Consider the following 13395-nt stretch of genomic DNA (forward strand, 5'->3'; position numbering starts at 1 on the left):
AAAGCCGCCAAAATATGCCATAATAGCCGCGCACATTCCCCGCGCAATGTGTTTCAAAAGAAAAAACCAACCTACAAGAGAATAATCCTATGACTCAAAAATCCACCATTGTTTATACCCATACCGACGAAGCCCCCGCGCTGGCGACCCAATCGCTGCTGCCGATTGTGCAGGCGTTTGCCCGCCACGCCGATATTGATGTCAAAACTGCCGACATTTCCCTGTCCGGCCGCATTTTGGCGGCGTTTCCCGAATACCTGACCGAAGCGCAACGCGTACCTGATGCGCTTGCCGAATTGGGCGAACTGGTGAAACAACCCGATGCAAACGTGATCAAACTGCCGAACATCAGCGCATCCGTACCTCAACTGACTGCCGCGATTAAAGAATTGCAGTCTAAAGGCTTTGCCGTTCCCGACTATCCTGCCGACCCTCAAACCGATGAAGAAAAAGCCGTACGCGAACGCTACGACCGCATCAAAGGCAGTGCGGTAAACCCTGTCCTGCGTGAAGGCAACTCCGACCGTCGCGCGCCTAAAGCAGTGAAAAACTTTGCGAAAAAACATCCGCACAGCATGGGCGCATGGACCAAAGACTCCAAAACCCACGTCGCCACCATGCAAAGCGGCGATTTTTTCCATAACGAACAATCCGTTACCGTACCTGAAGCGACTTCCGTATCCATCGTATTCACCGACAAACAAGGCAATAAAAAAGAGCTGCGCGCGCCTGTTGCCCTGAAAGCCGGCGAAATCATCGACGCAACCGTGATGAGCAAAAAAGCCCTGCTCGCCTTCCTTGCCGAACAAGTCAAAGACGCGAAAGCAAAAGGTGTATTGTTCTCGCTGCACATGAAAGCCACCATGATGAAAGTGTCCGACCCGATTATCTTCGGACATGCCGTCAAAGTATTCTTCGCGCCTGTATTTGAAAAATTCGGCGACAAACTGGCTGCCGCAGGTGTCAACGTCAACAACGGCTTCGGCAACCTGCTTGCCAATTTGGACAAACTGGATGCGGACACCCGCGCTGCCGTTGAAGCTGAAATCGCTGCCGTTTACGCCGCCAACCCTGATTTGGCTATGGTTGATTCCGACAAAGGCATTACCAACCTGCACGTTCCCAGCGATGTCATCGTCGATGCTTCTATGCCTGCGATGATTCGTAACTCCGGCCGCATGTGGGACAAAAACGGCAAAGCGCAAGACACCAAAGCCGTGATTCCCGACAGCAGCTACGCTGGCGTTTACCAAGCAACCATCGATTTCTGCCGCGAACACGGCGCGTTTGACCCGACATCCATGGGTACCGTTCCTAACGTCGGTCTGATGGCGCAGGCAGCCGAAGAATACGGTTCGCACAATAAAACTTTCGAAATCGAAGCCGACGGTCAGGTTCAAGTCATCGATGCAGCGGGCAAAGTCCTGATGCAGCACGACGTTGAAGCAGGCGATATCTGGCGTATGTGCCAAACCAAAGACGCTCCGGTTAAAGACTGGGTACAACTTGCCGTCAACCGCGCCCGCCTGAGTAACACACCAGCTGTGTTCTGGCTTGACGAAAACCGTCCGCACGACAAGAGCCTGCTCGCCAAGGTTAAAGCCTACCTTGCCGAACTGGATACAAATAGTCTCGACATCCGCGTCCTCGCGCCTGAAGAAGCCGCCAAGTTCAGCTTAGGCCGTCTGAAAAACGGCGAAGACACCATCTCTGTAACCGGCAACGTCTTGCGCGACTACCTGACCGACCTTTTCCCAATTTTGGAACTCGGCACAAGCGCGAAAATGCTGTCTATCGTTCCATTAATGAACGGCGGCGGTATGTTTGAAACCGGCGCGGGCGGTTCTGCACCGAAACACGTTCAACAGTTCCTCGAAGAAAACCACCTGCGTTGGGACTCTTTGGGCGAATTTCTCGCGCTTGCCGTATCGTTTGAACATCTGGCGCAAAAAACCGGAAACGCCAAAGCCCAAGTTCTCGCCGACACTTTGGATGCAGCCACCGAAAAACTGCTGTTGAACGACAAATCGCCTAAACGCAAAGCTGGCGAACTCGACAACCGCGGCAGCCATTTCTACCTCACCCTCTACTGGGCGCAAGAATTGGCGGCTCAAGACAAAGACGTAGAATTGAAAGCGGCTTTTGCGCCGTTAGCCAAATCGTTGGCGGAAAACGAAGCCAAAATCGTTGAAGAACTCTCTACCGTACAAGGCAAAGCGGTCGACATCGGAGGCTACTACGCAACCAATCCTGAAAAAGCGGCACAAGCGATGCGTCCAAGCGCAACCTTTAATCAGGCACTAAGCACCTTATAAGCACAAAGGTAAAAATGCCGTCTGAACATTTATCGTTCAGACGGCATTAGTTATTCCTATCTGCCTGATTATGATTAAACGCAACACTCATTGATTATAAATAATATAATCTTTAGTTTTTACCCTAGGAAAAGACAATAATATGAAAGCTATTCCAGCCATCCTGATTAGCATCCTTTTGGCAACCGCCCTTCCTGCATCCGCACACGGTATGCATAAGAGCAAACCCCTGACTATGGACGAGCTGCCGCCGATTTGCCAACAATATTTCAAACGCGCCGAAACCTGTTACAACAAAGCCGGAAACAAGGCAGATTTCGCACGCAACAACACCAAATTCCTATTCCAAGCCCTGCCTGCCGCCGATTTGGGACAGCGCAAGCAAATGTGCCAAATCGCTATGGATTCGTTTGCAGAAAAAACCCGCAATCTGAATTGCGAATAAAGCCGCATCAGCAATAGCAATGCCGTCTGAAACAAAGGTTCAGACGGCATTCTCACATCAAAACGCACCGGTTTATACTCTCAGCCTCGCACCCCTAACCTATTAGCAGCAAGCGGAGGGAGGCTGTAGCCATTATAGTCATTCCTCAATGCTCTAAAAATCACCATGTACATTACCATTAAAAAAAATCGAACAAAAAAGAATCAGCATGAATGCGTCTGATCTGATTTAACGAACTTTGATAGTATAACATGATGATTTTTTATGGTAATTGACGAGACTTAAACAAAAAACCGCCATAACTTGCGGCGGTTAATGTTTTCTGGCGGAAACGGTGGGATTCGAACCCACGGAGGATTTGCACCCTCAGCGGATTTCGAGTCCGCTGCATTCAGCCTCTCTGCCACGTTTCCGATAATGCAGTAAAACCAAATAAAAATACAATATTTGCTACTATTGCATTCTTATTTGGTTCTACTCTCAAGAAATGGCGGAAGCGGTGAGATTCGAACTCACGGAGGGCTATCAACCCTCGACGGTTTTCAAGACCGTTGCATTAAACCGCTCTGCCACGCTTCCGTTTTCTTGAAACTAGAATAATAATAAAGTTCGTATACTTTGCCAAGTGTTTTTTTCAAAAAATACCTACTTTTTTGTTTTTACTTGATTTGTTCCGACCTCATAAATACCCATTCGTTTTCATTTGAGGCGGCTGCATTAAATGTATAACCTTCATAATTAAAACACTTCAGCATTTCAGGGTCGGTAGTATGATGCTCGACCGCATAGCGCACCATTAATCCGCGCGCGCGCTTGGCATAGAAACTGATGATTTTATATTTGCCGTTTTTTTCGTCTTTAAATATCGGGGTAATCAGCCGCGCCCGAAGTTTTTTCGTGTTGACGGACTTGAAATATTCCTGCGAGGCAAGGTTGACAAGCGTATTGCTGCCTGCTTGGGCAAGCGTGTCATTTAAAAGGTTGGTAATGATGTCGCCCCAAAACTCATACAAATTCTTGCCGCGCAAATTGGCGAAGGGCGTTCCCATTTCCAGGCGGTAGGGCTGTATTAGGTCTAACGGGCGAAGAAGGCCGTACAACCCCGAAAGCAGACGGACATGGTTTTGCAGATATTGTATTTGATCGGTATCCAATGTGTTTGCATCCATACCTTCGTAAACATCGCCGTTGAACATAAAGACCGCCTGTTTGGCGTTTTCCGGCGTAAACGGCGTGTGCCACGCTGCATTTCGTTCTGCGTTTAAGAGTGCGATTTTGTCGGAAACGTGCATCAGTTCGGCGATCTGTTGCGGAGCAAGCTCGCGCAGCTGCTGCATTAGAATTTCGGACTCTGCCAGCAGGTCGGGTTGGGTAAACTCGCTGACAGGGGCAGGGTCTTTTTCGTTAAGGTTTTTCGCAGGGGAAAGGACAAAAAACATAATCCGCTCGGTATTGTGTCAAACACGGGGATTTTAAATTTAAACGTGTTTGCGGGCAAGCCGATTAGATTAAAAGTGAAGTAAATACCGTTACAGCAAATTCAACCGTAAAATATTGAAAAATGCCGTCTGAACAAAAGTTCAGACGGCATTTTTTATTCTTTACCGATATAGGGAAACAATGGTTTCCGCAGCTTTGACACAAGTTGCGACATCGGCAACCAAAGCAATACGCACATAACCTTCCCCGGGATTGCCCTGTTCGGTATCCCGTGCCAAAAAGCGTCCGGGCAATACTTGGATAGCGGCTTTTTGCCATAAATTGCGTGCAAATGCCAAATCGTCGCCATCGGGGACTTTCAACCAGATGTAAAACGAGGCATCCGGTAATTTAACGTCAAATACCTGTTGCAAAATGGGAATAACGCGCTCAAATTTTTCCTGATACATACGGCGGTTGTCGATAACGTGCTGTTCGTCATCCCAAGCGGCAATACTTGCGCGCTGCACGGGAATGCTCATTGCACTGCCGTGATAGGTTCTGTAAAGCAGAAAGTTTTTAAGCAGTTCGGCATCGCCGGCGACAAAACCGGAACGCAGGCCCGGAACGTTGGAACGCTTGGACAAACTGGTGAACATAAGCAGTTTTTGCCTGCTTCGACCCAACTGTGCAGCGGCCTGCAGGCAGCCCAAAGGTTTGTTGCCGTCGAAATAGATTTCGGAATAGCATTCATCCGAGGCAATAATGAAACCATATTTATCCTGTAAATCAAAAACTTCTTTCCAGCCGTCCAAATCCAGCACGCTGCCGCTGGGGTTGTTGGGCGAGCAGACAAACACCAGGTTGGTGCGTTTCCAAACCTCTTCGGAAATACTACGCCAATCGGGGTTGAAAGACGGCGCGGGGCAATTGGCAAAATGGATTTCACCGCCGCCCAAAAGTGTCGCACCTTCGTAAATCTGATAAAAGGGATTCGGGCTGACAATTGCGGGTTTGAGGCCGTCTGAAACAGGGTTCAACACGGTTTGGACAAAAGAAAACAACGCCTCCCTACTGCCTAAAACCGGCAGAATTTCATTATCCGCATCTACTGTCAAACCATCGTAACGGCGTTTTAACCAGTCGGCACACGCCTGACGTAATTCAGGCAAACCGGCCGTCAGCGGATATTTTTCCAACTCGTGCAATGAAGCGGTCAGCGCATCCGTAATGACTTTCGGTGTCGGATGTTTCGGTTCGCCAATGTGAAGGGGGACGGCTTCCAGACCTTCGGGCGCGGAAATGCCCTGCATCGCTTCACGCAGTCGGGCAAAGGGATAGGGTTTAAGCTGCTTGAGTAAGGTATTCATGATTTTCTCCGGTTGTCGGTATATCGGAAGATATGCCGTCTGAACCTGACGTGCCCTTCAGACGGCATTTTATATTCAATGCAAACCCGTACTGCCGAAGCCGCCCTCACCCCGGCTGCTTCCGACAAATTCCTCGACACGTTTGAAACGCGCCTGCACGATTGGCACGATAACCATCTGCGCGATACGCTCAAACGGTTTGACAGTAAACGGCTCGCTGCTTCTGTTCCATAACGACACCTTCAATTCCCCTTGATAATCGGAGTCGATCAAACCGACCAAATTGCCCAAAACGATGCCGTGTTTATGCCCTAAGCCGGAACGGGGCAGCAAAACGGCGGCATATGCGGGATTCGCCAAATAAATTGCCAAACCTGTCGGCACAAGAAACGTTTCACCCGGCTGCAAAACGACTTCCTCATCCAAACAGGCACGCAAATCTAAACCTGCAGAACCCTCCGTTGCATAGGCAGGGATAAAATCCGCCATCCTCTCGTCCAACACTTTCATTTCTACTTCAATATTCATCGTCTTGCTCCTGCATACGGCCGGTTTCAAAGATGGGAGATTATACACAAGCCGTGTTTACGCTGAAACACGGCAAATAGGTTTTGTTCTGAAATACACCGTCTGTGTATAATGCCCGACCTTCTTACATATCAATATTAACATGACACATACAAGTTCACCCCGTAACGAATTTATACGCGGCATCAAAGAAAGTTCGCCCATGCTGATTGGGCTTTTGCCTTGGGCATTAATACTCGGTATGCAAGGCGGACAAAAAGGCATGAGCTGGCTGGAGATGTTGCTGATGACGGGGATGAACTTCGCCGGCGGCTCCGAATTTGCCACGGTCAACCTGTGGGCGGAACCTCTACCGATACTGCTTATCGCCACCGTAACCTTCATGATTAATTCGCGGCATATCCTGATGGGGGCGGCACTTGCCCCGCACCTGAAAGAAATACCGCTGAAAAAAGCCGTGCCCGCACTGTTTTTTATGTGTGATGAAAGCTGGGCGATGGCATTCTCCGAAATCCAAAAACGGAAAGCAGCCGGTTTGCCCGCATTCAATATGCCTTTTTATATGGGCGTATGCTTTATCCTCTACATTACCTAGATAGGGTTTGCCGCCCTCGGCGCGGCAGTAGGGCCTGTGTTCGGCAATGTGTCCGCTTGGGGATTCGGTATGGCGTTTCCTGCCGTATTTCTGGTTTTATTGAGGGGGATGTGGAAAAGTTTTTCCGCATCAAGACCTTGGTTTGTCAGCCTGTTTGTTGCATCCGCCGTTTATCTGACCGTTGACGGCGCGTGGTATGTTCCCGCCGGCGCGCTGTCCGACCTGTTATCGGCTTATCTCTGGGGAGAACAAAAATGAAAGATTTGCTGTCGCTTCAATCATTCCTGTTGTTTGCCTCTATGCTTGCCGTCACCTACTCTACACGTCTGATAGGATTTTTCGCACTGCGTAACCGAACCTTAAGCCGCCGTGCCCAAACCATTATGGAAGCCACGCCGGGCTGCGTCCTCATTTCCGTCATTGCCCCCTATTTCGTATCCGACAAACCGCACGAACTTATCGCCATCGCGTTAACCGCCTTGGCAGCCTGCCGCTTTTCTATGTTGCTTACCGTATTGATAGGGGTTGGATCATCAGGCATCTTGGGATGGTTGATGACATAATTCATTTCAAAATGCCCGTAAAAAATGCCGTCTGAAAATTAATCTTCAGACGGCATTGGCAAAACAGCCCTATTTTTTACGATTAGAGAAAGCTTCGCAGCCGGCATCTGCGGATAAAGTCTCCGAATAGGCTCGGGCAGAAGCGGCATCACGGCATTTGTATCCGTCGCCCACGCTGTTCATCCATACCGACAAAGTATAACCCGTCCCCGCCTTCGGAACGCCGACCAACCTGTATGCCCTTGATTTTGCCGCATCAACAAATTCCCCCGAAACACTATATTTTTCGGCAATTTTCGGGTTCATCCGATAAGCCGGTGCAAACTTCTTCAGTTCCGTTTCAAGGTTCTGATTACTTTCCCCGGGATTTTTCAAAATAATCTGTTTGAAAGCATTGTTGATACTGACCATCTCCGTATAAAGCTGGGACTGATAGCCTTTTTCAATATAACTTTGATAAGAAGGTATGGCAATGATGCTGATGATGCCGAGTATCGCGACGACTATCATTACCTCAACCAATGTAAACCCTTTTTGTTCCATTTTATTGCTCATCATTATTGCTTACATAAGATTGCAGGACGACCACGGTATTGGCATTCTTACCCCAAGCCTTGGCAGTAACCCTGTAAATATTTTGGTTATTCTTCACACCCAAATATTCGATAATATAACGCGGCATTTTGCTGACGCTTCCCGTACCTTTCCCATATACCATCCCTTTATTGTCAATACACAGGTTGGTAGAATTTGCAGGGCAAAAACGCTTCACCGCCTCAACGGTAGGCTTGCCTTGCACCACAATATTGTCAAAAGCCTCTTCATTATCATTATTTGTCCGCACATTCACTGCGGTACACAGACCGTTTTCACAGTTTTCGCTAAATGTAACCTTACTGTCCGTAGTATATTCCAAATCCAAAACCTGAAATTCGCCGTCCCGCAAAGCTGCCTCGGCTAAAGACAAAGCCAATTTCCTGTCTGATTCGTTGGCACTGATCCTCTGCTCGGTATTGTAAGACTGCGCGGCAGTTACAACCAAAAAGGCCACGACGATCATAACCATCAGCACGATAAACAGTGCGAACCCCCTCTGTTCGTCAGAAGTCGGGATTCCCGTCAAAGTGTTCTGTTTGCGCATACATTTCCCCCGCGTATTGTCGCATCGATACGGTAAGCATAAATATTATTGTCTGAAGAAGCGGCAATCTTGGTATCAGTACCGCTATTCAATAAAACTTCCACCCCGGCAGGCGTAACAGCACCTTTGGAACTGTCGAATTTATCCGTATATTTGAATTTTTCCTCTTTGCCGGCATCTTCATCTTCAGGACAGTCGGAAACATAGACATACCGCACATTCATATGGGTAATTTTTTTCACGAGCAACTGAGGATTACCCCATCCGCCATTAGCATTCAATTGGAAGCGGAACAAACCTTCCTCATCGGCAATCTTGCCGACCGCATAGGCATTGACCTCATGCCTTTGACGCGCAATATTGCCATTTTGCCTGTTATCCGTATCCGGAATATTCAATTCTTTTTTTACATTTTCTAAAGTAAGGATTTGCTTGCCCGGTTTCGATATTGCGGCACAGCTGCTGACGACGGTAGTCGCGGCGCTTGCATTAGCATCATCGATACCGTATTGGAAAATCAATGCCTTACCGGACTGGGTAAAACCCGGATATCCGATATTTGAAGATTCCGCTATGGGAATAAGTTTATCTATACCGTTCCTTTTTAAGGAAAAAGGAGAATTTTGTTGCGTCGTATCGGAAATAACATCAGTTGCAGAATGCTCGGACATATTGAAACAACCGAAGCCGCCCGCCATTCTCGCATCGCGGACAATCAATGTTGCCGCATTCCGCAAATCCTGTTGCGCGGCAAGACGCTCGTTTGCCGCATCATTTAATTTCCGGGACGTAAAGTAACTCGATCCGACCGCCATCAGGACAATCATACTGAGCAGACCTGCAACCAGAAATTCAACAATGGTAAAACCCTTCATACCATCATAACTGCCTTTTGGTACGTTTAGCATTTTACGTTTCATTCCCGACCTCCGACCCTTGCCTGATAGGTATATACGATATTGTCGCCGTTCGCTTCAAGATTCGTACGGGCAATATCCGAATCCCCTGCCGAATCATTTACCCACAATACTTTAATTAAAGTATCTCCGTTTGCCTTATTGTCGCAATTTGAAGAAAAAACACCGCTGTCGGACAATGTCGGCGCATTACCCGACGAATCTTTGCAGACGGCGTAATGAATAGCTGCCGCATCCGGCAAGGCATTTTTCAATTCATAACCGAACCTGTCCAACTGGGCTTTTGCCAAATCCTTCTTGGTTTTCAAATTATTAAGCGTGAAATCGCCGTCGGAGGAAGAAGGGGTGTACGACCCTGTGTAAAGATTATAGTTTTTCTTGTTGCTGTCCGAATCAATGGTCGGATTCATCAACATTCCTTCCATCAGGTTTTGCGTGATTTGGCTGACGATGGTTTGTGTCTCCGCCTCCCTGACGGAAGCGACTGTCCGCAACTGTACAGACAATAGTGCCAAAATACCGATGGTCAGAACGAGCATAGCAACCAAGACTTCTATCAGTGCCATACCGGACTGGGGATCTTTCAGGCGGAAGCAATCATTATTCTTCATTTTTTATTTCCCAAACCGACTAAAACAGTCATTGATGTTGGCATACGGCACGCGTATCGTTTCTAGGACAAACCTCAACCCTGCCGCTGCTGTCAATCAAAACCACCGCCGAACGGAATTTCTTTTCATCGGCGGAAACCGCCTTCGCATCTGTCAGCACGATTTGGATATAACCGTCGGAGTAAACAAATCTGGAAGTACGCGCGAGATTCTGATCGGGAGAATAGCCGAATGCCCCGTTTTGGTTGAAAGTCCAAACAACACGGTCGGCAGTCGGTTGAGACTTACCGAAAGCGATATGGTTGAAGGCATAATTAATCCGGCTGTCGGCGGCATCATTCAACACCACACTGCGGAGGAAAACATCCGCCGCATCGCCGTCATATGCCTTATTGCCGTTTTTGTCGCCGAAAGCCAACACCCCCTGCCCCTTCTTACTGAAGTCGCACTGATTGTTGACCGTACCGTCTTTTTTAACTTGAACAGGACAGATATAGACAGGGAGATTGAGCCGGACGGCTTCGCCCCTGGAGAAACGCAAAAGGTTGGCAACCTGCTCCGCGTGACTGGCAATGCGGCGGAATGCAATCCACCGGCTCATACTGGGAAGGGCTATCATCGCCATAATGGCTGCGATGACCATCACGATGAGCAGCTCTATTAGCGTGAAACCTTGTTGTTTTCGTGTACACATAAGCAATAGGACGTTAACTGGTAATGTATTTTCAATTATATGCCGTCTGAATGCAAAATGCCTCAAGACCGCGTTTTATTTTTTAGGGCAATCTCTCAGCATGATTTTAAACGATTTTGCCTGATTTTGCCTAATAAATTTTTATATAGCCATTTAATCTTCTATCTTTGCCTCCTCGGGAATATAGGCAGCATTGTCGAATTTGGTGAATTGTCCCGTCCATGTGAGGAAGATTTTACCGACGGGACCGTTGCGGTGTTTGCCGATGATACATTCGGCAAGGCCTTTCATGGGCGAGTCTTGGTTGTAGTATTCGTCGCGATACATGAACATAATCAGGTCGGCATCCTGCTCGATTGCGCCGGACTCGCGAAGGTCGGACATCATCGGGCGTTTGTCGGTACGCGATTCGACCGTCCTGCTCAACTGAGACAAAGCGATGATAGGAACCTGCAATTCTTTCGCCAACGCTTTAAGCGAACGTGAAATTTCTCCCAGCTCCGAAGCACGGTTGTCGGAACGGCCGGATCCCGCCATCAGTTGCAGGTAGTCAATGACGATCAATCCAAGCTTATTGTTAAATTGACGGGCGAGACGGCGGGCACGGGCGCGCAGCTCGAGGGCGGTCAGATTCGGGGTTTCGTCAATAAACATAGGCGCGTCGGAAAGTTTGACGACTGCCTCGTTCAAACGCCCCCAATGTTCGTCTTCCAACCTGCCTGTTTTCAAGACGCTTTGATCCAACCGTCCGACCGAGCCGAGCATACGCATGACCAGTTGCGCACCGCCCATCTCCATCGAGAAGACGGCAACGGGTAGCTTGCCCTCTACGGCAACGTGTTCGGCGATATTGATGGAAAAGGCGGTCTTACCCATAGACGGCCGGCCGGCGACGATAATCAGGTCGCCGGGCTGCAGACCCGAGGTTTTTTTGTCGAGGTCGATGAACCCTGTCGGCACGCCGGTAACTTCATCGGGATTGTCGCGCGAATAAAGCATATCGATGCGCTGTACGACTTCTTTCAGCAAATCGGGCATCTCCAAAAAGCCCTGCTTGGATTTGGCCGTGCTTTCGGCAATTTGAAACACTTTGTTTTCCGCCTCGTCCAAAAGCTGACCCGCGTCCCTGCCTTGCGGATTGTAGGCGCTGCGTGCGATTTCCGTCCCCACTTCAGCGAGCTGGCGCATAATGGAACGCTCGCGCACGATTTCGGCGTAGCGGCGGATGTTGGCAGCAGACGGGGTGTTTTGCGCCAGCGTAATCAGATATTCAAATCCGCCTGCCGCTTCCAATTCTTCGTTCCGCTGCAAATCTTCCTGAACCGTAATCACATCGGCGGGACGGCTTTCGTTGATTAATTTGGCAATGGATCGGAAAATCAGGCGGTGTTCATGCCGGTAAAAATCCTCTCCCAAAACCACATCGGCAATCCTGTCCCATGCCGGATTTTCCAGCATCAAACCGCCCAAAACAGACTGTTCCGCCTCCATTGAGTGCGGCGGAAGCGACAATGAGCCGACCTCACGGTCTTCAGACGGCATGGCTGTGTAATCGTTCATGGTACATCCTATCTGTCGTGCCGAAATTGCAATCTTCTATTATAGCGTAAAGCAGGTTTAATTGGTTTCCGTACCTCAAAACAGGTAGAATATGTGCGCTGCCGAGCTATTTGCAGCAACACTGCCAAAATACAACATTTAAAACAATATTAGGAGCACAAAATGGAACATAAGCTGCCGCAACTGCCTTATGAACTGGACGCATTGTCCCCGCATCTGAGCAAAGAGACTTTGGAATTCCACTACGGCAAACACCATCAAACCTACATCACCAACCTGAACAATCAAATCAAAGGCACCGAATTTGAAAACCTGCCTTTGGAAGAGATTGTGAAAAAATCTTCGGGCGGCGTGTTCAACAACGCGGCGCAAACTTGGAACCACACCTTCTACTGGCTGGGTTTCACGCCCAAAGGTCAAGGCAAACCTTCCGGTGAACTGGCCGCCGCCATCGACGCGAAATGGGGCAGCTTCGAGAAATTCCAAGAAGCGTTCAATGCCTGCGCTGCCGGTACTTTCGGCTCCGGTTGGGCATGGCTGGTGAAAACCCCTGCCGGCGGATTGGATTTGGTTTCCACTTCCAACGCAGCAACTCCGCTGACCACTGAAAACACGCCGCTGCTGACCTGCGACGTGTGGGAACACGCCTATTACATCGACTACCGCAACAGCCGTCCCAACTACCTGAAAGGTTTTTGGGAAATCGTCAACTGGGACGAAGTCGCCAAACGTTTTGCCGCATAAGCCGCAAACCGACAAAATGCCGTCTGAACACATTTCAGACGGCATTTTTTACGGGAAATCCGAATCAATGTCCGCAAGCGCAAGCGTCGCCGTGGTGTCCGCAACCCTGTGCCGCTTCGAGCCATTCGTCGTCATCGCCGTCAAACTCTTCCACTTCGTCAAACTCGCCGCGTTCCACCATGGCGCACAACTCTTCAAGGCTTTCCGCGCCTTCCACCCAAAAACAGGGAATACCCGGCGGCGTATCGGGCGCAAGCAGTGCCGCTACGCCTTCATGCCACGCAATCCAATAGCCGTTTGCCGTTTGAACGAACTGCGCATCCCGATGAACCGACTCTCCTTCCGTTCCGGCGAGCATACGCTCCGCAATACTTTCCTGAAAAGGTAAAATCTGCATAAGTGTTCCTTTATATGATGATTTTCCGTCAAAACAAGGCGTTATAGTGGATTAACAAAAACCAGTACGGCGTTGCCTCGCCTTAGCTCAAAGAGA

Annotated in this window: 14 protein-coding genes, 2 tRNA genes and 1 pseudogene; 5 read left to right on the forward strand and 12 right to left on the reverse strand. The window is 49.0% G+C overall.

Annotated features, from left to right (window positions below):
* The first annotated feature begins 89 nt into the window (after positions 1-89).
* Positions 90-2315 (forward strand): NADP-dependent isocitrate dehydrogenase, encoded by a 2226-nt coding sequence (locus KEM39_RS07285; RefSeq protein WP_211709775.1) that lies wholly within the window; start codon positions 90-92, stop codon positions 2313-2315.
* A gap of 142 nt (positions 2316-2457) precedes the next feature.
* The gene (locus tag KEM39_RS07290; RefSeq protein WP_003752736.1) at positions 2458-2760 is read left to right on the forward strand and encodes a hypothetical protein; all 303 of its coding nucleotides are present in this window, start codon (positions 2458-2460) and stop codon (positions 2758-2760) included.
* Between the two features lie 323 nt (positions 2761-3083).
* On the opposite strand, the gene KEM39_RS07295 is transcribed toward KEM39_RS07290, so the two are convergent.
* From KEM39_RS07295 to dut, 5 genes are all read right to left on the reverse strand, one after another.
* Positions 3084-3173 (reverse strand) — tRNA-Ser (locus KEM39_RS07295).
* 75 nt (positions 3174-3248) lie between these two features.
* Positions 3249-3339 (reverse strand) — tRNA-Ser (locus KEM39_RS07300).
* An 80-nt stretch (positions 3340-3419) separates the two neighbouring features.
* Positions 3420-4199, reverse strand: coding sequence for a peroxide stress protein YaaA (gene yaaA, locus KEM39_RS07305; protein ID WP_118996943.1), 780 nt, complete (start codon positions 4197-4199; stop codon positions 3420-3422).
* Positions 4200-4361: 162 nt separating this feature from the next.
* Positions 4362-5549, reverse strand: a complete 1188-nt coding sequence (dapC, locus tag KEM39_RS07310) for a succinyldiaminopimelate transaminase (protein WP_118996944.1) — start codon at positions 5547-5549, stop codon at positions 4362-4364.
* A 75-nt stretch (positions 5550-5624) separates the two neighbouring features.
* Positions 5625-6077 carry a dUTP diphosphatase gene (gene dut / locus KEM39_RS07315; RefSeq protein WP_002222651.1) on the reverse strand — a complete coding sequence of 151 codons (453 nt, stop codon included), beginning with the start codon at positions 6075-6077 and terminating at the stop codon, positions 5625-5627.
* Between the two features lie 142 nt (positions 6078-6219).
* On the opposite strand from dut, the pseudogene KEM39_RS07320 reads away from it, so the two are divergent.
* Both KEM39_RS07320 and KEM39_RS07325 read left to right on the forward strand, forming a co-directional pair.
* Positions 6220-6930, forward strand: a pseudogene (locus KEM39_RS07320) (AzlC family ABC transporter permease).
* Entirely contained in the window at positions 6927-7235 is a 309-nt protein-coding gene (locus KEM39_RS07325) for an AzlD family protein (protein ID WP_118996946.1), read from the forward strand. The pseudogene KEM39_RS07320 and the gene KEM39_RS07325 overlap by 4 nt, the downstream one beginning before the upstream one ends.
* A gap of 69 nt (positions 7236-7304) precedes the next feature.
* On the opposite strand, the gene KEM39_RS07330 is transcribed toward KEM39_RS07325, so the two are convergent.
* The 6 genes from KEM39_RS07330 to dnaB form a co-directional block, all read right to left on the reverse strand.
* Positions 7305-7778, reverse strand: coding sequence for a PilX family type IV pilin (locus tag KEM39_RS07330; RefSeq protein ID WP_192886284.1), 474 nt, complete (start codon positions 7776-7778; stop codon positions 7305-7307).
* 1 nt (position 7779) lies between these two features.
* On the reverse strand, positions 7780-8376 hold the full coding sequence (locus tag KEM39_RS07335) for a pilus assembly PilX family protein (protein WP_118792705.1): 597 nt from the start codon (positions 8374-8376) through the stop codon (positions 7780-7782).
* Positions 8355-9296, reverse strand: a complete 942-nt coding sequence (locus KEM39_RS07340; protein WP_118792706.1) for a PilW family protein — start codon at positions 9294-9296, stop codon at positions 8355-8357. Before KEM39_RS07340 ends, KEM39_RS07335 begins: the two co-directional genes overlap by 22 nt.
* On the reverse strand, positions 9293-9904 hold the full coding sequence (pilV, locus tag KEM39_RS07345; RefSeq protein WP_118792707.1) for a type IV pilus modification protein PilV: 612 nt from the start codon (positions 9902-9904) through the stop codon (positions 9293-9295). Before pilV ends, KEM39_RS07340 begins: the two co-directional genes overlap by 4 nt.
* A gap of 28 nt (positions 9905-9932) precedes the next feature.
* Positions 9933-10598, reverse strand: coding sequence for a pilus assembly FimT family protein (locus KEM39_RS07350; protein ID WP_118996948.1), 666 nt, complete (start codon positions 10596-10598; stop codon positions 9933-9935).
* A 153-nt stretch (positions 10599-10751) separates the two neighbouring features.
* Positions 10752-12158 (reverse strand): replicative DNA helicase, encoded by a 1407-nt coding sequence (gene dnaB / locus KEM39_RS07355; protein WP_118996949.1) that lies wholly within the window; start codon positions 12156-12158, stop codon positions 10752-10754.
* 162 nt (positions 12159-12320) lie between these two features.
* Between dnaB and KEM39_RS07360 the strand changes: the two genes are divergently transcribed.
* Complete coding sequence (locus KEM39_RS07360) at positions 12321-12902, forward strand: superoxide dismutase (RefSeq protein ID WP_118996950.1); 582 nt, start codon at positions 12321-12323, stop codon at positions 12900-12902.
* Positions 12903-12966: 64 nt separating this feature from the next.
* Here KEM39_RS07360 and KEM39_RS07365 read toward each other — a convergent pair whose 3' ends face one another.
* A complete protein-coding gene (locus KEM39_RS07365; protein ID WP_118996951.1) occupies positions 12967-13299 on the reverse strand; it encodes a general secretion pathway protein GspG in 333 nt (110 codons plus the stop codon).
* Positions 13300-13395 lie beyond the last annotated feature (96 nt).

Source organism: Neisseria sp. Marseille-Q1983 (genome assembly GCF_018224585.1).
Classification (GTDB): domain Bacteria; phylum Pseudomonadota; class Gammaproteobacteria; order Burkholderiales; family Neisseriaceae; genus Neisseria; species Neisseria polysaccharea.

What these genes read in the sequence shown, in the direction of transcription:
- KEM39_RS07285 (WP_211709775.1), top strand. Translation starts at nt 90, where the DNA reads ATGACTCAAAAATCCACCATTGTTTATACCCATACCGACGAAGCCCCC.
- KEM39_RS07290 (WP_003752736.1), top strand. Translation starts at nt 2,458, where the DNA reads ATGAAAGCTATTCCAGCCATCCTGATTAGCATCCTTTTGGCAACCGCC.
- yaaA (WP_118996943.1), bottom strand. Translation starts at nt 4,199, where the DNA reads ATGTTTTTTGTCCTTTCCCCTGCGAAAAACCTTAACGAAAAAGACCCT.
- dapC (WP_118996944.1), bottom strand. Translation starts at nt 5,549, where the DNA reads ATGAATACCTTACTCAAGCAGCTTAAACCCTATCCCTTTGCCCGACTG.
- dut (WP_002222651.1), bottom strand. Translation starts at nt 6,077, where the DNA reads ATGAATATTGAAGTAGAAATGAAAGTGTTGGACGAGAGGATGGCGGAT.
- KEM39_RS07325 (WP_118996946.1), top strand. Translation starts at nt 6,927, where the DNA reads ATGAAAGATTTGCTGTCGCTTCAATCATTCCTGTTGTTTGCCTCTATG.
- KEM39_RS07330 (WP_192886284.1), bottom strand. Translation starts at nt 7,778, where the DNA reads ATGGAACAAAAAGGGTTTACATTGGTTGAGGTAATGATAGTCGTCGCG.
- KEM39_RS07335 (WP_118792705.1), bottom strand. Translation starts at nt 8,376, where the DNA reads ATGCGCAAACAGAACACTTTGACGGGAATCCCGACTTCTGACGAACAG.
- KEM39_RS07340 (WP_118792706.1), bottom strand. Translation starts at nt 9,296, where the DNA reads ATGAAACGTAAAATGCTAAACGTACCAAAAGGCAGTTATGATGGTATG.
- pilV (WP_118792707.1), bottom strand. Translation starts at nt 9,904, where the DNA reads ATGAAGAATAATGATTGCTTCCGCCTGAAAGATCCCCAGTCCGGTATG.
- KEM39_RS07350 (WP_118996948.1), bottom strand. Translation starts at nt 10,598, where the DNA reads ATGTGTACACGAAAACAACAAGGTTTCACGCTAATAGAGCTGCTCATC.
- dnaB (WP_118996949.1), bottom strand. Translation starts at nt 12,158, where the DNA reads ATGAACGATTACACAGCCATGCCGTCTGAAGACCGTGAGGTCGGCTCA.
- KEM39_RS07360 (WP_118996950.1), top strand. Translation starts at nt 12,321, where the DNA reads ATGGAACATAAGCTGCCGCAACTGCCTTATGAACTGGACGCATTGTCC.
- KEM39_RS07365 (WP_118996951.1), bottom strand. Translation starts at nt 13,299, where the DNA reads ATGCAGATTTTACCTTTTCAGGAAAGTATTGCGGAGCGTATGCTCGCC.